The organism is Kocuria sp. (assembly GCF_030530945.1).
Classification (GTDB): domain Bacteria; phylum Actinomycetota; class Actinomycetes; order Actinomycetales; family Micrococcaceae; genus Kocuria.
Window position 1 is genome coordinate 23,159 of sequence record NZ_JAUMTZ010000016.1, and the last position, 21,320, is coordinate 44,478.

Genomic DNA, 21,320 nt, shown 5'->3' on the forward strand with positions numbered 1-21,320 from the left:
CGGTGCGCAGCGGCCTAGCCCAACAGGCAGAGGCACCGGCATCAAGCCCCGGACAGTGTGGGTTCGACCCCCACGGCCGCTACTGGTGGTGTTCACCCCTCCGTCTCTCGAGGGGCAAGGATGCCCACGACGCCGCCCCTGGGTGGCCAGGCGCACCTGCACCGCCACCCACCCACCCTCGCGTCAACGGCACCGGGCCAGCCCATCCAGCACCCGGACCGATGGGACCCCATGACCGGGACTCCTCTACCAAAACCCGATGAGGGCACCCCAGCGCGAGGGGCGCACCACAAGGGGGACGGCATGCCAGCTCAAGGTTCACGGTCCAGCACCCTCCGCAAGACCCGGGCGGTACGCGACGCCGTCAACGACTACCGGGAGAAGTGCAAGCGGGACCAGCCCCCGTGCTGGCTGTGCGGGCAGGCCATCGACTACGACACCACGGACCCGTACTCCCCCGACTCCCTCCAGGTCGACCACATGTTCCCGGTGTCCACCCACCCGGACCACGCCGCGGACCAGGAGAACATGCGCCCCGCGCATGCCGGGTGCAACCTCTCCCGTGGGAACAGCATGACCCTCCCCGAGCTGGGCACCACCTCCTGCGACTGGGAGGCCCTGGCCACCTGACCCACCACCACGAGGAGCACCCACCATGACCGAGCACCCGGGCATCGACGAGAAGCGACGGCGCGACCTGTTGCGCGTCTTGGACAGCACTGCGCGATCTGCGCAACGGGACGCCGCCGCCCAAGCGCAAGAGGACGCCCTCGGCACCGTACCTGTCACCCTCCTTGTACAGATCGGCGATGGCGACCCCCAGTCCCTCGGGCAGGACACGATCCCCTTGTACGCCACGCCGGACGGAAGCGCCATCGTCGTCGACCACGCACGGGCGGCTGAGGCCACGGGAGAAGCGATCATCCGCATCCTCTTCCATGACGAGGAGGTAACTGCATGACCACGGCACCTCACGGCAGCGGCATGCTGCGCCACGACGAGGCCCACGCGCAAACCTTCGGCACCGCGGTGTTCGCCCCCGCGGGCACGTCCATGCGGGACATGGAGCAGCTCCTCCGGGACCGCGGCCTCATCGCTGACGGAGAGGGCCTGAACCCCCACGGCCGCCAGCACACCACCACGCACGGGAGGACCACGGCATGACCGCACGACCGGACCCGACCACGGACCTCGCGGCGAACTGGGCCAAGCTCAAGACCGAGCTCAAGGCAACCCACGACAAGGTCAGCGCCGAGCTCGCCGCGTCCCTCGGGCAAGCAGCCGACGACCTGAGACGAGCCCGCACCGAGCACGACGAGCATGAGGCCGCAGCACCCGCGCACGAGGACACCACCGACGAGCACGAGGCAACACCGGCCATCGTCGGTCACCTGCCCATGGTCATCGCCATGCGCGCCTTCGACACCCACGAAGACCTCGGCACCATCCACGTGCCCATCACCACCGAGACCCCACGGCCCGCCGGAAGCATCCCCTTCGGCATCGGAGTGACCCACGCCGACGTACGGCGCGCCGTCACCGAGCACCTCGGACTCGACCCCCTGGGGTGATAGCCCCCCGGTACGGGCCGCACCCACCCCAGGGGGTGGCGCAAATGTTGAGCACCGAACGGGCCCTCGCGTGGCCGCCGGTAGTCATCCTTCACTCACTGAGGGGTAGTACCCATCGCGTGAGGCCCACCCCAGGACGGAGGACCAGCCCATGAACGATCTCGTCAGCATCACGGGCGGCGCCCAGTCGGGCACGGTGCTCCACGCGACCCTCACGGACGCGGTGGAGGCGTCGATCAAGGCCATGGACTGGATCACGGACGCCGACGACGGCGCGATCACGTTGGCGCGCACGTACGCGGCGCGGATCGACGAGGCCCTGGCCACAGGTGAGGGGCAGGAGGTCACGAAGGCCCTGTACCTGGGCCCGCACCTGCTGAACACCCTGCGCGCCTTGGGTGGCGCCCCGGATGCCCGCGGGCAGCTGGACACGGGCAAGCCCACCAGTGCGACGGCGTCGACTCTGGACAAGTACCGGAAACGGGCCAAGGCCTCCAAGGGCGCGTGATGCTCTCGGACCTCAAGGGCCACACGGCGCCGCGGATCGAGACGAAGCCGCTGCGCGAGTTGACCCCCGAGACGACGTTGGGGTTCGACTGCCTGGAGTTCGCCCGTGACCTGTTCGGGTGGCAGGGCCGCCCGTGGCAGGAGCACTTCCTGAAGCGGGCGCTGGAGCTCCGGCCGGACGGCCGCCTGCGGTTCCGTGTGGTGCTGCTGCTGGTGGCCCGCCAGAACGGCAAGTCCGCGGTGATGATTGTCCTGGCCCTGTACTTCATGCTCGTGCTCAAGGAGGGCGAGCCGGTCCTGTCGACCGCGCAGAACCTGGACACCTCGCAGGAGACTTGGAATCAGGGCCTGGAGCTGCTGGAGTCCGTGGACTCGGACCCGCCGCTGGTCGCGAAGACCTGGCTGGGCGCCGGGCGGAACGCGATGAAGCTGGACAACGGGTCCCGGTGGGCGGTGGCCGCGGCGAACCGTGGCGGCGGGCGAGGCAAGTCCTCCCCGCTGGTCCTGATGGACGAGCTGCGCGAGCACCTGTCCTGGGACTCGTGGAACGCGATCTCGAACACGACGCTCGCGCAGGAGGACGCGCTGGTGCTCGGGGTGTCGAACGCCGGGGACTCCCGGTCGGTGGTCCTGCGGGACCTGCGGCGCCGCGCCATCGAGTCCTTGGACGACCCGGACACGCAGACCCTGATCTGCGAGTGGTCCGCGGCGGAGGACGACGACACCGGCAACCCCTTGAACTGGGCGAAGGCGAACCCGTCGCTCGGGTACGGGCTGAGCCTGGACGCGCTGCGCGTGGCCTACGAGACGTCCACGGAGGTCGCCTGGCGCACGGAGAACCTGTGCCAGTGGGTGAACGCCCTGGAGGGCGGGCCGTGGAAGGAGGGCGTGTGGGAGTCCGGGGAGAACCCGGCATCCAGCATCGCCGCCGACTCGGAGATCGTGCTGGCCGTGGACACCTCCATCGACCGGGCCATGTCCTACGTGACCGCGGTGGGCGCGAACGCCTCGGGCCGCACCCATGTGGAGGTCATCGCGATGCGCGAGGGCGACGCATGGGTCGTGCCGTGGGTGAACGCCCGCTGGGACGCGATCGGCGCGTCGAAGGTCGTGATCCAGGGCAAGGGTGCCCCGGCAACGGGCCTGATTGACCTATTCGAGGAGCGCGGCATCCCGGTGTACCGGTGCCAGGGCTCGGACGTGACCGGCTCGGCCATGGAGTTCTTCTCCGCGGTCCGAGACGGGCTCGTGGAGCACCTGCCGCAGCCGGTCCTGGACATCGCCGCGAAGGCCGCGCAGACGCGACTCACCGGCGACGGCCTGTTCATGTTCGACCGGCGGAAGTCCCCGGTGGACATCGCCCCACTGGTGGCGGTGTCGATGGCGTGGTTCGTGTTCGCGCACTCGATGGAAGTTTCTGAGACGGAGTCCTCGGCGTACGAGTCGCACGGGCTGATGGTGTTCTGACCTGGAAGGGGGTGCACATGGGAGTGGTTGATGCCCTGTCCGGGGCCTTCGGTGGTCTCGGTGACCGGATCGAGTCGGTGCGGATGAGCATGGCCCCGTCCGTGGAGGTGGCCCCCGGGTCGACGCTGTCGGGCCGGGAGACGCGTGCGCTGATCGACAAGCTCTCCCGGTTCACCCCGGCGGACCTGCACCGAACGCAGCCGAACCTGCGGGCCGTGGTGGACTTCCGGGCGCGCAACGTCGCCCAGCTGGGGCTGCACGTGTTCCGGCCGGTCGAGCAGGGCCGCGAGCGGGACCGCACGTCGGCGGCCGCCCGGGTGCTCGCGAACCCGAACCCGGCGCAGACCGGCTACCAGCTGATGTACAGCCTGGTCGCGGACATGGACCTCTACGACGAGGCGTTCTGGGTGGTGTTCAACGCCCCCGGCATCCTCTCGATCCGCCCGCTCCCGGTGGCCGACGTCGTGGAACGCCACGGCTCCGAGTGGAACGGCACCCTGTCCGTGGACGTGCGCCTGGACGGGAAGACCGTGCGGATCCCCGCCGAGAACCTGATCCACTTCCGCGGGTACTCCCCCGCGTACGGGCACAAGGGCTCCTCCCCGATCGACGCGCTGCGGGACACGCTCACCGAGCAGGTCGCCGCGCAGGCGTACCGCCTGTCGGTGTGGCGCAACGGCGGGCTGATCTCCTCGTACATCTCCCGACCCTCCGGCGCGCCCGGCTGGTCGAAGGAAGCCCTGGCCCGCTTCAAGCAGGACATGCGCGAGTTCCGCTCCGGCGGCGTGCAGTCCGGCGGGATGCCGCTCCTCGAGGACGGCATGAAGATCGAGGCCGGCGCGCTGAACTCGAAAGAGCAGCAGTACGTCGAAGCCGCACAGCTGTCCCTGGCGACGGTGGCCCGTACCTACCACGTGAACCCGGCGATGCTGGGTGAGACCGGTGGCGTGACGTACGCGAACATGCGCGAGTTCCGGAAGTCGCTGTACGGGGAGACCCTGGGGCCCCTGCTGCGCATGGTCGAGGACCACCTGAACACCCGGCTCCTGCCGATGCTGGGCATGGAGGACGGCTCGTACTTCGAGTTCAACGTCAAGGAGAAGCTCCGCGGTTCCTTCGAGGAAGAAGCGGACGTGCTGTCCACGGCCACGGGCTCCGGTGCGTGGATGACGGTGAACGAGGCCCGCGCCACCCAGAACCTCAAGCCTGTGCCCAACGGGGACCAGGTACTGCAGCCGCTGAACATGGCCGCGCTCGGCGCCACGGACGTACCCGATGAGGACCCCGCGGGCGGGAAGTCCGCGGCCGTGGAGGCGAAGTCCGCGACCGCGTCGGTGAAGGCCGAGCCGGAGGGCACCCAGCCCGGACGGATCCAGGACCTCATCGAGTCGCACAGCCGCCGCCAGCAGGCTGCCGTGGTCGCCGCCCTGAACTCCAAGGCTGACACGCCCTGGTGGGACGGTGAGCGGTGGGACCGGGAGCTGTCTGCGGACCTCCTGACCCTCTCCAAGGTCGTCACCGCCCAGATCGGGGCGAAGACAGCCGCGCAGCTGGGTTACGACGGGGACTACGACCTGCAGGCCACGGTCGCGTTCCTCACCGCCGTCGCGGAGACCCGGGCGCACATGCTCAACGAGGGCACCCGCCAGGCACTCGAGGCCGTGGTCGAGGGCACCGCCCCGGAGGGCAAGACCCCCGAGGACGTGTTCACCGAGCTCCGCGAGTCCCGCGGCGCCATGTGGGGCGCGTCCATCGCGGCCGCGCTCGCCGGGTTCGCCGCGGTCGAGGCGGGACGACAGGTGCACCGCTCGGGCCGGAACACCACCAAGACGTGGGTGGTCCGATCGAACAACCCCCGGCACACGCACGCGGCCATGAACGGCCAGACCGTGGGCATCAACGAGAAGTTCAGCAACGGCTCCGAGTGGCCCGGCGACTCGAAGTCCCTGCCCGTCTCCGAGGTTGCCAACTGCCAGTGCGGCGTCGAGATCACAACGGAGGAACCATCATGACCGACATCGAGACCCGCTCCCGCGGGATCGCGGTGAAGTCCCGCAACGACGAGGACGGCACGTTCGAGGCCGTCGTCTCCGCGTTCGGCAACATCGACTCCTACGGGGACGTCATGGTCAAGGGCGCGTTCGAGCGCACCCTGGCCGAGTGGCGCGAGAACGGCGGGGAGATCCCGTTCCTCTGGTCCCACGCCTCGAACGACCCCATGTCCTACGTGGCCGGGATCCACGAGGCCAAGGAGACCGACGAGGGACTGCTCGTGCGCGGCCAATTCGACCTGGACACCGACCAGTCCCGGCAGGCGTACAAGCTGCTCAAGTCCGGCCGGGTCCGCGAGTTCTCCTTCGGGTTCATCGTCCGTGACGCCGAGGACGGCGAGAAGAACGGCGAGCACGTCCGCTATGTCAAGGACGTCGACCTCCTGGAGGCGTCCATGACGATCCTCGGCGCGAACCCCGCGACCCGCCTGGTGGCCATCAAGTCCACCCCCACGATTCCCGACCCCGCGCTCACCGTGGACGCCATCGCGTCCGCCGTCGAGGACGCGGTGGGCCGGGCGCTCGCGAAGCACGCGAGCACCGAAACTCACGAAGATACAGCCGCCGCTAGTCGTGCTGGTTCGGAGGATGAGGGCGCTGCTGGCGTTAAGTCCGACGACGCGCAGTACGCAGCCGCCGCGATCGGTCTCAGTGAGTACCTGACCGACGACTCCACGAACTGAAAGGACAGACCAGTGGACAAGTTTGAGGAACTCAAGGCCGAAGCGAAGAGCCTTGTGGACGCATTCAACAAGGGCACGGCCACGGACGAGCAGAAGTCCCGCCTCGTGGCCATCGGCGACGAGCTCAAGACCGCCAAGACCCAGATGGACTCCGCGAAGTCCGCCCAGGACCTCCTGGACGCCCTGAACTCCGGGGTCACCGAGGGTGAGGGCACCACGTTCTCGCGTGGGCCCGCCGTGAAGTCCCTGGGTGAGGCGTTCCTGACGAAGGCCGGCGACCTGAGCGCCCTGGCCCGCCGCATCAAGTCCGGCGGCGTCGAGGCCCCCGAGTTCAAGGCCGCGAACACCGCGCACACCCTGGAGGGCCTGGCCTTCGAGGACGTGACCCAGCAGGTCATCGAGGAGGTGCGCCCTGCTCCCACCGTGGCGAACCTCATGACCAACGCGGCCATGTCGAACCCGGTGCTGAAGTACTTCCGGCAGGTCCCCGGCTCCACCGAGGGCGGGCCCGGCATCACCCCGGAGGGCACGGAGAAGCCGTACGTGCGCTACAAGTTCGAGCAGGTCACCTCCGGCCTGTCGAAGATCGCCGGTGTCACCGACGTGACCACGGAGATGACCGAGGACGCACCGTTCCTGGTGTCCCTCATCAACTCCTTCCTGGTCCGCGACCTCATCCTCGAGGAAGAGGACCAGATCCTCAACGGCGACGGCGCGGGCGACAACTTCGACGGGCTCTACCACATGTCCGGCGTGCTGAACGTGCAGGGCGACGCGGGTACGAACCTGGTGGACGCCATCTACCGGTCCACGACCGCGATCCGCACCCAGTCGAAGCTGGTGCCGACCGGGCTGGTCATCCACCCGATCGACTACGAGAACGCCCGCCTCGACAAGGACGGCAACGGCCAGTACATGGGCGGTGGGCCGTTCTACGCCCCATACGGCAACGGCACCCTGCAGTTCGCCCCGCCCCTGTGGGGCCTGCAGACCGTGGTCACCCCGAACGCCAAGCAGGGCGCTCCCCTGGTCGGCGACTTCCGGCAGGCGGCGATCCTCCGCAAGGGCGGCATCGTGGTCGCAGCCTCCGACCAGCACGACCGCAACTTCACCCAGAACAAGGTGACGTTCCGCGCCGAGGAGCGCGCCGGCCTGATGGTGCAGCGCCCCGCGGCGTTCGCCAAGGTGTCGGTGAAGTCCGCGTAACCCCCTGGTGCCCCCTCACGGCCGTGTGACCACAGTTAGGGTCACACGGCCGTGGGGCACCCCCGAGCAAGGAGCACCCATGAAGTCCTACGAACTGCCCCTCGGCCAGCAGGAAGTCTCCGTGTCGGTGGACCTCTCCGACCGCGACGCGGAGGCCCTGGGTCTCAAGTCCCGTGCCCCCGAGAACAAGGCTCGCACCCCGGCGAACAAGGCCGTGGCCGTCGACCACGAGGAACGCACCGTGGAGGTCACGGACGACGCCGCTGCCCCCGAGGTCGCCCGCCGCCCCGGACACAAGCCCCGCGGCGGCAAGTGATGAAGTACCCACGGATGACCGCCGCCGGCGCCACCGTGGACCTCGAGGAGGCTGCCGAGCAGGCCGTGCGCCGGTACTGCGGGTGGCACGTCGCCCCGCTCATCGAGGAAACGTTCCGCCTCGACGGGTACGGGTCCTCCGTGGTGAAGCTCCCCACTCTCGCGCTGGACGATGTCCTCAGCGTCCGAGTGGCGGGCCGGGAGGTGCCGGTGGAGCAGGTGCACTGGTCCACGCACGGGCTGCTGCAGCTGCCCTCCCCCGCACCCCGGGAGTTCGGGGCCATCGAGGTGACCGCAAAGCACGGCTTCGAGGACACCACGGACATCGGCGCCCTCGTGGCGAGCATCCGAGACCGCTCCACGAACATGCCGGCCGGGGTGACCCGCAAGCAGATCGGCGACGTATCCGTCTCGTACGGCGGCCTGGATGAGCGCGGGGTGCGCCTGTTCGCCTCGGAACGTGAGGCGCTCGCCCCGTACCGGCTGGAGGCGACCCCGTGATCCTCCTCCCGAACGCGACCGCCGTGATCCTCCGGCCCCGCGTCGTCAACGACATGGGCAGCGAGTTCGTGGACTGGGAGCACCCCGAACGCATCGAGTTCTCCGGCCCATGCCACGTGCAGGACGGGGCGACGACCGAGACGTTCGAGCGCGCCGACTCTGTGGAGACCGCCTACACCCTGTGGGCGCCGCTGGCTCCGGCCATGAAACCGAACGACCGGGTCGAGTTCACGTACACCGCTCCCCCGGTCACCGGCACGGTCAGCGGACTGCAGGTCCACGGCCGCCCGCGGGTGATGGTCGACCCCGTCGACCCGGCCGAATCGTTCCAGCGCGTGGGGCTCACCCGATTGGAGGGCTGATGGCAACGACACGCATGCAGTTCGAGCTGGACCCGCAGGGCGTGGCCGAGCTGCTCAAGGACCCGGCGATCGGGGCGCACCTCAAGGAGATCGGGGACGACGTCGCCGCGAACGCCGCGGCCACCGCGAACGCCTCCGGCTTCGACGGTGCCGAGTTCAACGTGCGCGGGTTCGTGGGCCGCGACCGCCAGCGCGTACACGTCGCCGCGCAGAACCACGCCGCGTACCAGGCGGAGGTCAAAGCCCGTGCGCTGACCCGCGCCCGCGGAGGCGCCCGGTGATCCCCCCGGCCCGCCACCGCGCCCTGGCCGAAGGCGTGTTCGTGGACGCGCTCACCGCCGCGGGCCTCACGGCCGGGGTGAAGCGTCCGGCCACGTTCCCGAACAGCCCCGAGTTCCTGGTGCTGTTCCTCAACGGCGGCGAGCACCAGAACCTCGTCACGGAGACCGCCGCCGTCGAGCTGGAGGCCTGGGCGCGGACGAAGACGGCGGCCCTGCAGCTGATGCTCCGGGCCACCAACGCTCTCGAAGCAGCCTCCTTCACCCGGGGGCTACGGGAGATCCGCGAGGACCACCCGCCGGTGTCTCTGGACACCGGCACCGAAGGGTGGTTCCGCTACACCACCAGTCTCACCGCGCAGCAGCGCACCAGATGAAAGGCACGACATGGCAGACGTGAAGGTCAAGTTCTCGACCCGATGGACTGACGGCGACCAGGTCTACGAGCAGGGCAAGTCCTACGAGGTCCACCCAGCCGTGGCCAGCTCCCTCATCCGCGACGGCCTGGCCGTGGAGGCACCCCGCCAGGCCCAGAAGTCCACACCCACTCCGGCGTCAAAGGCTGACCCGGCGAACAAGGAAGGCGGCAAGTAATGGTCAACGCCACGAACACTGACAACGTCCGGGTCTACGGATCGCAGTACGACGCGATCTACATCGCGGACATCGGCACCCCGGACCCGGTCTTCACCACCGCGGCGGACCTCCTCAAGCCCCTCGGCGACGACTACACCAACGTCGGCTGGCTGAACGAGGACGGCATCCCCCTGGCCGTTTCCACCGACGTGGAGAAGTTCAAGGCCCACCAGGGCGCGGCCATGGTCCGCTCCAAGGTCACCGCCACCGAGCGGTCGCTGACGATCGGCGCGATCGAGGAGTCCCCGCTCGTCACCGGCATGTTCTTCGACCACGGCGCTCCCACCAAGGTGGGCACCGACCTCGCCCGCGTGGACTTCCCCAAGGGCATCGGCACGGTCGCGAAGAAGGCCATCGTCGTCCTCAACGACGGCGACGTCTCCAAGGCCCTGGTGATCTCCCGCCTGGAGATCGGTGAGCGCGAGGACATCTCGCACACCAACTCCGAGCTCACCGGCTACACCATGACCGGCGACATCACCGGCGAGATGTACATGCTCACCAACTCCAAGGCCTACCTGGACGCGGTGCCCGCGGACGCGTAGTCCGCGCACGAACGTGCTGCCGGTCGTCCTCGTGGTGGGTGACGGCCGGCAGCACCCCCACCCCCGCATGACCCACCCACCACACCACCACCCGCCACACGAAAGGGGCTCACCATGGCCACCGAAGAAACCCCCACCGAGAAGCTCGAGCGCCGCAAGGCTGAGTCCGCCCGCACCGCGGCCACGAAGCAGCCGCAGGACCACAAGGCGAAGAAGCCCAAGCCCGACACTGACGGCTTCGTGCCCACCGAGTACAAGGGCGCGACGATCCGTGTGCAGGCCGACCTGGACCCCGCCACGGACTTCGAGCTGCTCGACGCGATCGGCAAGCTCGAGGAGGGCGCCGCGTCCGGCCTCGGGAACCTGGTGCGGATGATCACCGCCCCCGGCGACTTCCCGGTGCTGATGAACGCGTGCCGCAACTCCCGCGGGAAGGTCGATCCCGAGACCCTGGCTGGGTTCATCCCCGTGGCCCTGGAAGCTGGTGGCCTGGGAAACTCCTGACCCTGGCCAGGCTGGCGGAGGAGATCCCCGCGGAGATCGCCGGGGACTTCCGCCAGTTCTACGGGCTGAACTTCCGTCAGCTCATGGCCACCCGCGAGATGCCAGCCCGCGAGGTCGCCGAACTCCTTCTGCAGCTCCCCCAGGGGTGCCGGGTGTCCCGGGCCGTGGGCGGGGCGTGGGCGTGGACCGATGAGGTCGTCGCCCAGCTCTCCCACTCCCACCTGGTCCGCCAGATCTGGTGGGTGCACACGGGCAAGAAGGGCTCCGCGCCGGAGGCCCCACAGCCGCCCAAGGGGTGGCTGGTGGAGAAGCAGGAGAAGGCCAAGGCCGCGGCCGACTGGAAGAAGCGCGCAGCGGCCTGGAAGCGCGACAACGCGGCGATGGTCGCGGCGCAGCAAACCGAATAGAGAAGCACGGCAGGAGGGGCGAACGCACACGTGTTCGCCCCTCCTTCGTCATACCCGGAGGTGGTGCAGGTGGCGAATCTCGGAACCCTGTACGTGGCCATCGTCCCCACTACCAAGGGCATCAGCGGCCAGATCTACAAGGAGATGGCCCCGGAGGTCACGAAGGCCACCGAGAAGGTCGGGCGGCTGGCCGGGCAGTCCCTGTCCCAGGAGATCAGCGGCGCCCTGGGTGGGCTGAGCAGCTCCACCCGCACCCTCGGCTCGGACCTCGCCAAGGCCATGGCCCCGGCCGTGTCCGCGGTGTCCCGGTTCACGGACGGGTTCCGCAGCGCCGAGGCCGCCGCTTCGTCGTTCACGGGCAAGATGGGCACCGCCGGCGGTGCGGCCCGCAAGGTCGCCGAGAACGCGCTGACCATGGGCAACAACTTCCGTGCAGGGTTCAGCGACGCGAAGGCGGCAGCCTCCTCGTTCACCGGCTACGTGGGCACCGTGGGCGGAGCCGTCCGGAAGGTCGCCGACGCCGCGGTCCTGCCGGGGAAGAACCTCGTCGCGGGCTTCAACGACGCCAAGGCCGCGGGCTCCTCGTTCACCGGCACCATGGGAACGATCGGCGGGATGGTCCGCAAGGTCGCCGACACGGCGGCCCTGCCCGGCCGCAACCTCGTCTCGGGGTTCCGTGATGCGTCCGCGGCATCGTCCTCGCTCACCGGCACGCTCGGCACCATCGGCGGGGCCGTGCGGCGGGTCTCGGACAGCGCCGTCGCGGTCGGCCGCTCCGCGGTGGGCATGAGCCGCACCGTCGCAGCCGGGGTTTCCTCGGCCATGTCCGGGGTGACCACCGTCGTGGGCGGGGTCCGGTCCTCGTTCTCCACCTTCGGGTCCTCCGTTTCCCAGGCGTTCGCCCCCATCTCGGAGCGCGTCCAGACTGTGGGCTCGCAGATCGCCGGCCTCGGCGGCGCCGCCGTTACCGCCGGGACCACGGTCGTGGGAGCGATCGGCGCGATCGCGGCCGCGGGCGGCTTCAACCGTGCCGTGCAGATCGAGCAGGCACAGGCAAAGCTCATCGGCCTGGGGAACTCCACCCAGGACGTCGAGAAGATCATGGAGAACGCCAACGCCGCCGTGAAGGGCACCTCCGCAGCCCTGAACGAGTCCGCGACCGTGGCCGCCGCAGCCGTGGCCTCGGGTGTCGCCCCCGGCGAAGACCTCGAGCGCGTGCTCCGCACCATCAACGACACCGCCGGCATCGCGGGGATCTCCATGCAGGACGCCGGCACGATCTTCAACTCCGTGCTCGCCCGCGGCAAGCTCCAGGGCGACGACCTGCTCCAGCTGTCCTCCCGCGGTGTGCCCGTCCTCAAGTTCCTCTCGGACCAGCTGGGGGTGACCACCCAGGACGTCTCCAAGATGGTCGAGAAGGGCCAGATCGACTTCGACACCTTCGAGTCCGCCATGCGGGCCGGGGTGGGTGGCTCCGCCGTCGCCATGGGCAAGACCACCTCCGGGGCGCTGTCGAACCTGTCAACAGCCATCAGCCGGTTCGGGGCGAACGTCATCACCCCGTTCATGCCGATCATCCAGAATCTGGCGCTCGGCCTCACCGACGCGTTCGACAACCTGGGCAAGGTGGTCAAGCCCGTCGCGGCCACCGTCGCAGGCGCCCTGGTGGCCATGGTTCAGCCCGGCAGTCTCGTCGCAACCGCATTCCAGGTGATCAGCGACAAGGCGGCATCCTTCCGCGACACGGTCGCGGGCGTGGTCGGCGCGATCCCCGCCCCGGCGCTCGCTGGCATCGCGGGCGCAGCTGGTCTGCTTGCAGCGAAGCTTGGGGCGATTGTCTCCAGCGGAATTGGTTCCCTCATTTCCAGCGTGCTGGGAAAGCTGCCCATCATTGGTGGCGCTCTCGCGCAGGTCACATCGGGGGCCGGGATTCTCACTAGAGCCCTGACCTTCCTGTCGGGCCCTGTGGGGCTGATCATCACCATCGTCGGGGCGGCGATCGCGTCGTCCTCCGAGCTCCAGGGCACGCTGGGGGCGCTGGCCACCACGGTCATGGGCCTCGTTGCGCAGGTCGCGGGCCAGCTCGCACCCGTGTTCACCATGATCGCCCAGACCGTCCTGCCGCTGCTCGTGGGGCTGTTCCAGCTGGTCGTGCAGACCGTGGCGCAGCTGCTCGTGGCGATCCTGCCGCTGGTGTCGACCCTCCTGACCCAGCTGGTTCCGGTCATCGTGCAGCTCATCACGACCCTGTTGCCCCCGCTCGTGCAGATCTTCGGGCTCGTGGTCCAGGTCGTGGGTGCACTGCTCACCGCGATCATGCCGCTGATCACCACCCTGCTGTCCCTGCTCATCCCGGTGCTGCAGTTCGTGGTGACCGTCGTCGCGGCGCTGGCGTCCGGGATCCTCACCCTTATCGGTGCGGCCATCACCTGGCTGACCACGGTCGCGGTGCCCGCCATGGGCCTCGCTCTGCAAGCCATCGGCGCGTTCTTCTCGTGGCTGTGGACAGGCGTCGTGCAGCCCGTGTGGACGTGGATCCAGGGTGCAATCAGCAACGTGATCACCTGGATCACCACCATCGTGGTGCCCTGGGTGCAGGCAGCCATGGCCGCCCTCGGGCTGGCGTTCTCCTGGCTGTACGTGAACGTGGTGCAGCCGATCTGGAACGGCATCAAGGTCTTCATCGCCGCGGTGGTCGCCGTCATCCTGACGATCTGGCAGGGCCTGACGTGGTTCGTGCAGAACGTGCTCGGGCCCGTGTGGAACTGGCTCTACGTCAACGCCATCCAGCCCGCGTGGACCGCTATCCGCAACGTGATCAGCGCCGCCTGGTCCTGGATCCGCGACGCAGTCCTGACGCCGCTCATGAACTTCGTGCGCGGCCCCCTGACCGCGGCGTGGAACTGGATCCGCAACGTCGTGGCCCAGGTGTGGGGTGCCATCAGGACTGCGGTCTCCTCGGCCTGGTCGTGGGTCCGGGATGCGGTTCTCACCCCGCTGATCAACTTCGTCCGTGGGCCGCTGACCAGCGCATGGACGTGGCTGCGGAGCATCGTGTCCCAGGTCTGGGGCGCGATCCGTGGCGCTGTGTCCTCGGCCTGGTCCTGGGTGCGAGACGCCGTCCTGACCCCGCTGATCAACTTCCTGCGCGGGGCGCTCACCTCGGCGTGGCGCTGGGTGTCCACGATCGTCGCCCAGGTGTGGAGTGGCATCAGCAGGTCCGTTTCGAGCACATGGAACTTCGTGCGTGGGTCGATCCTGCAGCCAATGATCAACTTCCTGCGCACCAACGTGGTCAACGCGTGGAACGCAGCGAAGGACGGCATCAGCCGCGCCTGGAACGCGGTCAAGTCCATCGTGGACAAGCCCGTGGACTTCGTGATCAACACCGTCATCAACGGCGGGTTCATCAAGAACTTCAACAAGGTCGCGAGCAAGTTCGGCATCGGCACGATCGACGAGATCCACTACAAGGGCCTCGCCCGCGGCGGTGTCGTCCCCGGCTACCAGCGACGCAAGGTGGACGACCACCTCGCTCCGGTCGCCGGCGGTGGGGTGCAGCCCCTGCGGGGCGGTGAGGGCATCCTCGTGCCCGAGGCCACCCGCGCTCTCGGGCCCTCCTGGATCCACGGGATGAATGCGGCCGCGAACAACGGCGGCGTGTCCGGTGCCCAGTCCTGGCTGGACGATCACAAGCCGTCCATCGAGACGTTCCCGAAGGACAACGACAAGCGGTTCGCCGTGGGACCCCCGGGCGGCCCGTCCGGCGGGCTGTGGTCCTCGAACCAGGCGCGGGCCTCGCAGCTGGGCTACTTCATGGTGCCCCGCGGGTCCCTGGCGGGCGTGAGCTTCGAGTCCGCGGCGCGGGCCTGGATGGGCCGCTCCGCGCTGGACATCCGCATGGGCTCCGGTGGTCCCGGCGTGCAGTCGATCTCCGGCGGCGGCGGCGGCCCGTGGGGTTACGCAACCTCGGACGGGCGGATCACGATCACCCCGGGCGGCCCGTCCGCTGTGGGCAAGGACGCCGTGCGCGGCACCATCGCCCACGAGATCGGCCACGTCCTGTCCCTGAACCACCCGCCCGGCGGGTACGGGGCCACGGGCTCGATCATGTCCGCGGGCATGAACGGCGGCTACTGGCCCTCGTCCACGGACTACGCGAAGCTGGCGGAGATCTACGGCGAGCCGGGCAAGGGCGTCAAGAAGTATGACGACCCGGGCGGAGGCGGGGGCGGCGGGATCCTCTCCGGCCTGCTGGACCTGATCGGGTTCGACAAGCTGCTCGAGAAGATCCCCGGCGCCGGGTTCGCCAAGGACCTCATGGTGGGTGCGGCCAAGCACACCTGGGAGGCGTTCAAATCCTGGGCGGCGTCCGTCATCAACCCGTTCGACGGCGGGGACTCCGAGGTGGCCTCCGGCCAGTCCGCGGAGTCCTGGCGCGACACGGTGATCGAGGCGCTCAAGAAGGCCGGCCTGCCCGCCACGAAGCCGTATCAGGACGCGTGGGTCAAGCAGATCGACACCGAGTCCGGCGGTGACCCCAACGCGGTCCAGGGCGCCATCGGGGACGTGAACAACGCCACGGGCGACCTCGGCAAGGGCCTCGTGCAGGTCATCGGCTCGACGTTCGCCGCGAGTCGGGACCCGTCGCTGCCGAACAACCAGTTCGACCCGCTCGCCAACCTCGTCGCCGGCATGCGCTACGCCAAGGGGAAGTTCGGCGTCGAGGGCATGCTGGGCGCCATCGGTAAGGGCCACGGCTACGCGCTCGGCGGCATCCTCCCGGAGAACCTCACCAGCCACATCTTCGACGGTGGCGGCTGGCTGCGGAAGACCACGGACCCGATGCTCGTGCACCACCGCGAGTCCAAGCCCGATGCGGTGCTCACGAACGGCCAGTTCGCGGACTTCCACGCACTGGCCGAGTCGGTGCGCACGGACGGCGCCCGCGGCCCCATGGAGAACCACTTCCACTTCGAGGGCACCGCGGACGACCCCGACCACATCGGCCGGCGGGCATCCGAGGCGCTCGCGTTCGAGCTGATGAGAGCAGGTGTGTGATGCACGAGTACAGCGACCGTCTCGTGACGCTCGAGTGGGCGGACCAGGTGCTGCGCCTCTCGAACCGGGAGAACGACTCGGACGAGGAGCACTGGCTCACGAACCTCACCGGCTGGTACGGCGGAGTCGGGGTCAGCGGCGACATGCCCCAGAGGACCCTGGGTCACGGCCTGTTCCCGCGCACCGCGGTGCGCACGGGCCGTGACCTGACCCTCTCGGGGTCGCTGTACTTCCGGCAGGAGGAGTGGCGGGACCTCGCGGACCGCTACGTGTCCGGGATCCTCTGGGACGGGCAGTTCGGGACGCTGACCTACACGGTGGAGGGGCTCGAGCTGTCCACCCGGGTGCGCCTGGACGGGGAGGTCAAGCACGCGACCAAGGGGTTCGAGTGGATCGACCTGGAGGTCCCGCTCACGGCCCCGGATCCGTTCCTGTACGCTCCGCCGGTCACCGCCCAGGTGTCCCCGCCCGGGGCGGGTGTGGGGTTCTCCTGGGCGAACGGGGTGTTTCCTGGCGGCGGGGTGGAGTGGCACGAGGGCCGCAACACCTCAGCGCGGATCGTGAACGAGGGGAACGCGGATGCGTACCCCACGGTCCGGGTCCAGGGCTCCTGGCCGAACGGGTTCAGGCTCACGGACGGCCGCCACGCGGTCGAGTATCCGCACGCGGTCTACGACCAGTCCCCGGTGGTGGTGGACATGCGCGCCGGGTCCGTGTCGGTGCGCGGCGCGGACCAGACGCACCGGCTCACGCGCCGCCAGTGGTTCAAGGTGCCCCCGCGGGGCGCGATCACCGTGCGCGCCGAGCAGTTCGCCCCGTCCACCGGGTGGGCGGACATCACCCTTCAATCGACCTACATCTAGGAGGACTCATGTCCACAGCCTGGGGCATCCCCGACCTGCGCGACGAGAACGGCGTCATCATCGACGCCACCACCCCGCAGGACATGCAGCTGATCATCGACGCGCAGTACCAGAACGCCGGGATCCTCACCGGCGCGTACATCGGGCTGCGCTCGGACCTGAAGGTCGACGTGTACGACGGCGCCGTGGTGATGAAATGGAACAACCGCGGCAGCGTGCTGGTGCCGGTGTACCGGCAGACCATCACCCTCGATCCGCCCCCGGCCACCGGGGACGTGACCGTCTCCTTCTACGTGGAGCAGGCCGACACGGCCACCTCGAAGGCCGCCTCGGTGGTGATGACCACGGGCACAGTGCCGGCGGGCCGGGTGGTGCTGGACAAGATCCTCGTCCCGGCTGGGACCACGAAGACCTCGTCCTGCACCCGGGTGTGGGATCGGCAGTACGCGATGCACTCCCAGTCCACGCTCGGCAGCCTGTCGGTGGCGGTGGACCAGGGCGGGGACGTGCGGAAGAAGGGCACGAAGTACAAGAAGTGCTCCCAGCGGTTCACGGTGGACACCGACCGCGGGGTGAACGTGAAGCTCTCGATCACCGCCGGGCGCACGAACGCCTCCGGGGTGTCGTCCATCGGCACGGTCGCCGGCACCGCGGGCTCGCTGCGGTACAGCCTGTTCATCGACGACGAGCTCGTGAAGACCTTCGAGGTCGGTATCGACCGGCGGTGGACGACCGTGCAGGTCGAGTCGATGCACAAGGTCGCCCGCGGGGCGCACACCGCGCACGTGGTCTCCCAGTGGGCCGACGACGGGGACATGACCGGCAACACGTGCTGGGTGGTGCGGTGGGGCGGCACGGACAAGTTCCCCGGGGACGCGCTGACGGTCTACGACGCGGGGGTGTCGGTGTGAGCTGGCAGGTGAACCTCGTGGAGACCGTCACCGGGCAGGTGGGCCGCACGCTGTCACCGGAGTCCGGGACGTGGGCGATCGAGCTGAACAAGGCCGACTCCGGGTCCGTGAAGGTCTCCAAGGACGACGTCGCGGACATCGACCGGCGGCGCCTGTCCCCGTGGTGGGCCTCGGTGCTTTTCTCCTACGTCACCCCGGACGGGCGGGTGATCCCGGTGTGCGGCGGGCCCATCGTCTCTTGGCCGGCCGAGGACGAGCACAGCATCACCCTGGACTGGCGCGGGATGCGCGAGATGTTCACCAAGCGCCACCTCGAGAAGAACTACACGCTGCGCGGCCTGTCGCTGGGCACGATCGCCTGGGAGGTCGTCCAGGCGGGGATGGACCGCCCCGCCGGGGGCCTGCCGGTCGTGCACGGCTCCCCGTACGAGTCGAAGTCCACGCTGAACGAGCGCACCTACGAGGCGTGGAACCTGGCGAACAACAACTGCGAGAAGCGGCTCACGGAGCTCACGAACGTGATCAACGGGCCGGACATGATGTTCCGGCCCGAGTGGGCCGACGAAGACATGACCCGGGTGCGGTGGGCCTTCGTGCACGGCACGTCCTGGGACCCCACGATCGCCCAGGACACGACGATGGTGTGGGACACCACCGCCGCGGCCACCCACGTCACCAGCCCCTCCGTCACCTCGGACGGTACCCAGATCGTCACCCGCGTGTTCGGCACCGGCGCCGGGGAGGGCGAGAAGACCACCCGCACGCAGGCCGAGTCCCTGGCCCTGATCCGGGAAGGGTGGCCGGCGCTGGAGTCGGTGATCTCCGACCAGGACCAGGCCAAGGCCGAGCCGATCCGGCAGAAGTGCTTGGGCGAGCTCGCGGACTCCCGGCGGATGGTCGACCAGCTCTCGGTGACGGTGTACGCCGCGCACGAGGCGTCCCCGTGGGGCACCTGGCATGTGGGCGACACGGTGACCGTGGTCCTCACCGACGACTGGTGGTCGATCCCCGGCGGGGCACACGACATGGACATCATCAAGGCCTCCGGGGACCTCACGGACATGGTGAAGGTCGAGCTGCAGCAGGGCCAGTGGTACGCCCCGGCCGATCTGATCTAGGAGGCGGACATGCCACAGCGGCAGAACTTGAAGCCGGCGCTGGCGGACACGCTGCGTCAGCTGCGCAATGACGTCCAGTCCGGGGCCACCGTCGCCCACGGGGTGAAGACCGTCCAGCCCGGTGAGGGCCTGCAGCTGGTCCCCCCGGAGGGCGGGGCGGAGATCTTCTGGGACTGGGAGACCGCGAACACGTGGGACACCCGGATCCAGGAGGGGGCGGCGCTGATCGACCAGACCCGGGCCACGCTCGCGCAGACCGAGCAGACCCTCGCGGACGCGCAGGACCGGATCGGGCGGGTCGCGGCCGGGGAGATCGAGAAGATCGACGGGCACATCATCCTCAACGGCACCGTCGACACCCCGGCGCTGAACGTCACCGGGGAGATGGCCGCGGCCATCGTGAAGTCGATGACCTCGGAGACGAAGAAGTTGGTGGTCACGGAGGAGGCGATCCTCAACCGGGCCACGGTGCTGGAGGGCCTGGTCACCTCGGAGCTGATCTCCCAGAAGGCGAACATTGCGGACCTCGCGGCCCGCATCATCACCTCGGGGAAGCTGCAGACAGACACGGCCGCGAACCGTGGGGTGAAGATCGACAACGCGGGCATCCGGGCGTGGGACGACACAGGACAGCAGACCATTCGCCTGAATGGGGCGGACAACCTCGTGCAGGGCACGTTCCAGACTGGGACCACCGGGGCGCGCATCAAGATCAACGCGGTGAACACCACCGCGTTCATGGACCTATACGGCAACAGCGGCGGCCTTGACCACGGCACGATCTACTACGACGCAGCGGTCGCCGGCAAGACGGACGCCGCGCTGACACTGACCGCAATCAGGGACTACTCCAGCAACCCATCAAACCCATCGCTGCGGCTGTTCCCCACACGGGGGACGTTCGCGTTCCAGGGTGTGTGGGCGGGCAACACGGACCCGCTGAAGTTCGTGGTCCTGCAGAACGCCGCCGGCCTCGGGCCCAACGCCTACGCGACCATCCGCGTCGCGTACTCCTCCCCGTTCCCCACCGTCGCGGACACCACCCGCATCCCCGTGATGTCCGTGGAGTCCGCAACCGGCGCCGACGTCATGGCGACCATCGTGTCCCAGACGCAGACGGCGATCACGGTCAACGTCGTGAACAAGTCCAGCGGCAAGGCCTCGGGAACGGTGATCGTGAAAATCGCAACGTTCGTGACAGATATGACGTGGTAAGGGAGGCAGCACCATGGCCGAGCACAGCAACGACTGGACAGCCGGTGGATCCGCAGGCGGCGCCGAAGTCCTCGACTTCGGCACCTGGATCGACGGGGAGATGTTCAGCGAGAAGGACGACACGGAAGGACCCACCCATGACGCAGACGCCTGACCTCACCCCGCAGGACTACCAGCGCATCATCAGCACCCTCTCCGCCCAGAAAGCCCAGGCGGAGCTCGCGGCCCTGGAGTGGCAGGTCCGCTACGAGGCCGCCACTCGCACCGCTGAGGGGGCGGCCGAGTGAGCGCGTTCATCCCCTCCCACGACCCACCCACCTGGTGGGAGCGGGCCCTGACACACCCCATGATCTGGGTGGCCATGTGGTCCGTGCTCGCGGGCGCCATGCTCGCCGTGTCCCCACTGCTCCCCGAGTTCACCCCCTCCCCGTCCCTGGGGCGCCTGCCCGGGTGGACAGCGGCCGCGCTTGCCGTCGCCCTCATTGGCGGGGGCCTCTCCGCCACCGTGGGCCTGCTCAACGACTGGGAGAACAGGTCCAGGGCGTGGAGCACCGAACAAGCCGGGTGGGTGCTCATAGCCGCCGGGTGGGCGTCCTACGCCGTCGTTGTCATCCAGAACTTCCCCGGCTCCCAGTTCGCGTGGGGCACCGGGGTGATCTTCGTGGTCATCGCCGCGACCCGCGTCACCGCCCTGCACCTCATGGCCCGCCGCACCCGCGCCCGCCTCCGCGAGATCAGGGCCGCCGCCACCGGCGAGCAGGAGGTGGTCCCGCGTCATGAGTGAAGACAGCATCGTCGCGATCGTCGTCGCGCTCCTCGCCGGTGGTGGGCTGTGGCCGTTCCTGTCCGCCCTGCTCCCCAAGAAGGACCCGCCGATCCAAAAGTCGGACGCGGAGACCGTGGCTGCGCACACCTCCCAGCAGATGACCCTGGCGCTGCTCAACGAAGTCCAGGAGGAACTGCGGCAGACAAGGTCCAACGCGGACAAGGAGTTCAAGGCCCGGTTGCGCCTGGAACGCCAGGTGCAGGAGCTGCAGGTCGACCGGGAGGAAGACCGCCGGGAGCTGGGCCTGCTCCGCCAGGCCGTGGAAGTCCTCGTCGGGTGGGGCCGCGACATCC

The 21,320-nt window shown here is 69.2% G+C and carries 27 protein-coding genes and 1 tRNA gene; all 28 read left to right on the forward strand.

Going from position 1 to position 21,320, the window contains the following annotated elements; translation table 11 throughout:
• Nucleotides 1-8: 8 nt before the first annotated feature.
• Nucleotides 9-82, forward strand: a tRNA-Leu gene (locus Q4A22_RS11160).
• A gap of 221 nt (nucleotides 83-303) precedes the next feature.
• On the forward strand, nucleotides 304-630 hold the full coding sequence (locus Q4A22_RS11165; protein WP_303179499.1) for an HNH endonuclease: 327 nt from the start codon (nucleotides 304-306) through the stop codon (nucleotides 628-630).
• Between the two features lie 25 nt (nucleotides 631-655).
• Entirely contained in the window at nucleotides 656-961 is a 306-nt protein-coding gene (locus Q4A22_RS11170; RefSeq protein WP_303179500.1) for a hypothetical protein, read from the forward strand.
• Nucleotides 958-1,164 (forward strand): hypothetical protein, encoded by a 207-nt coding sequence (locus tag Q4A22_RS11175; protein WP_303179501.1) that lies wholly within the window; start codon nucleotides 958-960, stop codon nucleotides 1,162-1,164. Before Q4A22_RS11170 ends, Q4A22_RS11175 begins: the two co-directional genes overlap by 4 nt.
• A complete protein-coding gene (locus Q4A22_RS11180) occupies nucleotides 1,161-1,571 on the forward strand; it encodes a hypothetical protein (RefSeq protein WP_303179502.1) in 411 nt (136 codons plus the stop codon). The genes Q4A22_RS11175 and Q4A22_RS11180 overlap by 4 nt, the downstream gene beginning before the upstream one ends.
• 151 nt (nucleotides 1,572-1,722) lie before the next feature.
• Complete coding sequence (locus tag Q4A22_RS11185; RefSeq protein WP_303179503.1) at nucleotides 1,723-2,079, forward strand: hypothetical protein; 357 nt, start codon at nucleotides 1,723-1,725, stop codon at nucleotides 2,077-2,079.
• Nucleotides 2,076-3,545: a hypothetical protein gene (locus Q4A22_RS11190; RefSeq protein WP_368410637.1), complete on the forward strand. Its 1,470-nt coding sequence runs from the start codon at nucleotides 2,076-2,078 to the stop codon at nucleotides 3,543-3,545. Before Q4A22_RS11185 ends, Q4A22_RS11190 begins: the two co-directional genes overlap by 4 nt.
• A 17-nt stretch (nucleotides 3,546-3,562) precedes the next feature.
• Entirely contained in the window at nucleotides 3,563-5,557 is a 1,995-nt protein-coding gene (locus tag Q4A22_RS11195) for a phage portal protein (RefSeq protein WP_303179505.1), read from the forward strand.
• Nucleotides 5,554-6,279, forward strand: coding sequence for an HK97 family phage prohead protease (locus Q4A22_RS11200; RefSeq protein WP_303179507.1), 726 nt, complete (start codon nucleotides 5,554-5,556; stop codon nucleotides 6,277-6,279). Before Q4A22_RS11195 ends, Q4A22_RS11200 begins: the two co-directional genes overlap by 4 nt.
• A gap of 12 nt (nucleotides 6,280-6,291) precedes the next feature.
• Nucleotides 6,292-7,485 (forward strand): phage major capsid protein, encoded by a 1,194-nt coding sequence (locus Q4A22_RS11205; RefSeq protein WP_303179508.1) that lies wholly within the window; start codon nucleotides 6,292-6,294, stop codon nucleotides 7,483-7,485.
• A 79-nt stretch (nucleotides 7,486-7,564) separates the two neighbouring features.
• The gene (locus Q4A22_RS11210; RefSeq protein WP_303179510.1) at nucleotides 7,565-7,801 is read left to right on the forward strand and encodes a hypothetical protein; all 237 of its coding nucleotides are present in this window, start codon (nucleotides 7,565-7,567) and stop codon (nucleotides 7,799-7,801) included.
• Nucleotides 7,801-8,301, forward strand: coding sequence for a hypothetical protein (locus tag Q4A22_RS11215; protein WP_303179511.1), 501 nt, complete (start codon nucleotides 7,801-7,803; stop codon nucleotides 8,299-8,301). Before Q4A22_RS11210 ends, Q4A22_RS11215 begins: the two co-directional genes overlap by 1 nt.
• Nucleotides 8,298-8,663, forward strand: coding sequence for a hypothetical protein (locus Q4A22_RS11220; protein ID WP_303179513.1), 366 nt, complete (start codon nucleotides 8,298-8,300; stop codon nucleotides 8,661-8,663). Before Q4A22_RS11215 ends, Q4A22_RS11220 begins: the two co-directional genes overlap by 4 nt.
• Nucleotides 8,663-8,944, forward strand: coding sequence for a hypothetical protein (locus Q4A22_RS11225; RefSeq protein WP_303179514.1), 282 nt, complete (start codon nucleotides 8,663-8,665; stop codon nucleotides 8,942-8,944). The genes Q4A22_RS11220 and Q4A22_RS11225 overlap by 1 nt, the downstream gene beginning before the upstream one ends.
• Nucleotides 8,941-9,318: a hypothetical protein gene (locus tag Q4A22_RS11230; RefSeq protein WP_303179516.1), complete on the forward strand. Its 378-nt coding sequence runs from the start codon at nucleotides 8,941-8,943 to the stop codon at nucleotides 9,316-9,318. The genes Q4A22_RS11225 and Q4A22_RS11230 overlap by 4 nt, the downstream gene beginning before the upstream one ends.
• A gap of 10 nt (nucleotides 9,319-9,328) precedes the next feature.
• A complete protein-coding gene (locus tag Q4A22_RS11235) occupies nucleotides 9,329-9,535 on the forward strand; it encodes a hypothetical protein (protein WP_303179518.1) in 207 nt (68 codons plus the stop codon).
• Complete coding sequence (locus Q4A22_RS11240) at nucleotides 9,535-10,122, forward strand: hypothetical protein (protein WP_303179520.1); 588 nt, start codon at nucleotides 9,535-9,537, stop codon at nucleotides 10,120-10,122. The genes Q4A22_RS11235 and Q4A22_RS11240 overlap by 1 nt, the downstream gene beginning before the upstream one ends.
• A 114-nt stretch (nucleotides 10,123-10,236) precedes the next feature.
• Nucleotides 10,237-10,626, forward strand: coding sequence for a hypothetical protein (locus Q4A22_RS11245; protein ID WP_303179522.1), 390 nt, complete (start codon nucleotides 10,237-10,239; stop codon nucleotides 10,624-10,626).
• A gap of 83 nt (nucleotides 10,627-10,709) precedes the next feature.
• Nucleotides 10,710-11,033, forward strand: coding sequence for a hypothetical protein (locus tag Q4A22_RS11250; protein ID WP_303179524.1), 324 nt, complete (start codon nucleotides 10,710-10,712; stop codon nucleotides 11,031-11,033).
• A 69-nt stretch (nucleotides 11,034-11,102) separates the two neighbouring features.
• The gene (locus Q4A22_RS11255; RefSeq protein ID WP_303179526.1) at nucleotides 11,103-16,094 is read left to right on the forward strand and encodes a tape measure protein; all 4,992 of its coding nucleotides are present in this window, start codon (nucleotides 11,103-11,105) and stop codon (nucleotides 16,092-16,094) included.
• A complete protein-coding gene (locus Q4A22_RS11260; RefSeq protein WP_303179527.1) occupies nucleotides 16,094-16,957 on the forward strand; it encodes a phage tail domain-containing protein in 864 nt (287 codons plus the stop codon). The genes Q4A22_RS11255 and Q4A22_RS11260 overlap by 1 nt, the downstream gene beginning before the upstream one ends.
• A gap of 8 nt (nucleotides 16,958-16,965) precedes the next feature.
• Nucleotides 16,966-17,868, forward strand: a complete 903-nt coding sequence (locus Q4A22_RS11265; RefSeq protein ID WP_303179529.1) for a hypothetical protein — start codon at nucleotides 16,966-16,968, stop codon at nucleotides 17,866-17,868.
• Nucleotides 17,865-18,986, forward strand: coding sequence for a hypothetical protein (locus tag Q4A22_RS11270; RefSeq protein WP_303179530.1), 1,122 nt, complete (start codon nucleotides 17,865-17,867; stop codon nucleotides 18,984-18,986). The genes Q4A22_RS11265 and Q4A22_RS11270 overlap by 4 nt, the downstream gene beginning before the upstream one ends.
• Nucleotides 18,987-18,995: 9 nt before the next feature.
• A complete protein-coding gene (locus Q4A22_RS11275) occupies nucleotides 18,996-20,201 on the forward strand; it encodes a hypothetical protein (protein WP_303179532.1) in 1,206 nt (401 codons plus the stop codon).
• Between the two features lie 13 nt (nucleotides 20,202-20,214).
• Complete coding sequence (locus Q4A22_RS11280; protein WP_303179534.1) at nucleotides 20,215-20,355, forward strand: hypothetical protein; 141 nt, start codon at nucleotides 20,215-20,217, stop codon at nucleotides 20,353-20,355.
• The gene (locus Q4A22_RS11285; protein WP_303179536.1) at nucleotides 20,339-20,488 is read left to right on the forward strand and encodes a hypothetical protein; all 150 of its coding nucleotides are present in this window, start codon (nucleotides 20,339-20,341) and stop codon (nucleotides 20,486-20,488) included. The genes Q4A22_RS11280 and Q4A22_RS11285 overlap by 17 nt, the downstream gene beginning before the upstream one ends.
• Nucleotides 20,485-20,985, forward strand: coding sequence for a hypothetical protein (locus tag Q4A22_RS11290; RefSeq protein ID WP_303179538.1), 501 nt, complete (start codon nucleotides 20,485-20,487; stop codon nucleotides 20,983-20,985). Before Q4A22_RS11285 ends, Q4A22_RS11290 begins: the two co-directional genes overlap by 4 nt.
• Nucleotides 20,978-21,320 (forward strand): hypothetical protein (locus tag Q4A22_RS11295; protein ID WP_303179539.1); only part of this gene is annotated, 343 nt, incomplete at its 3' end. The genes Q4A22_RS11290 and Q4A22_RS11295, both read left to right, overlap by 8 nt.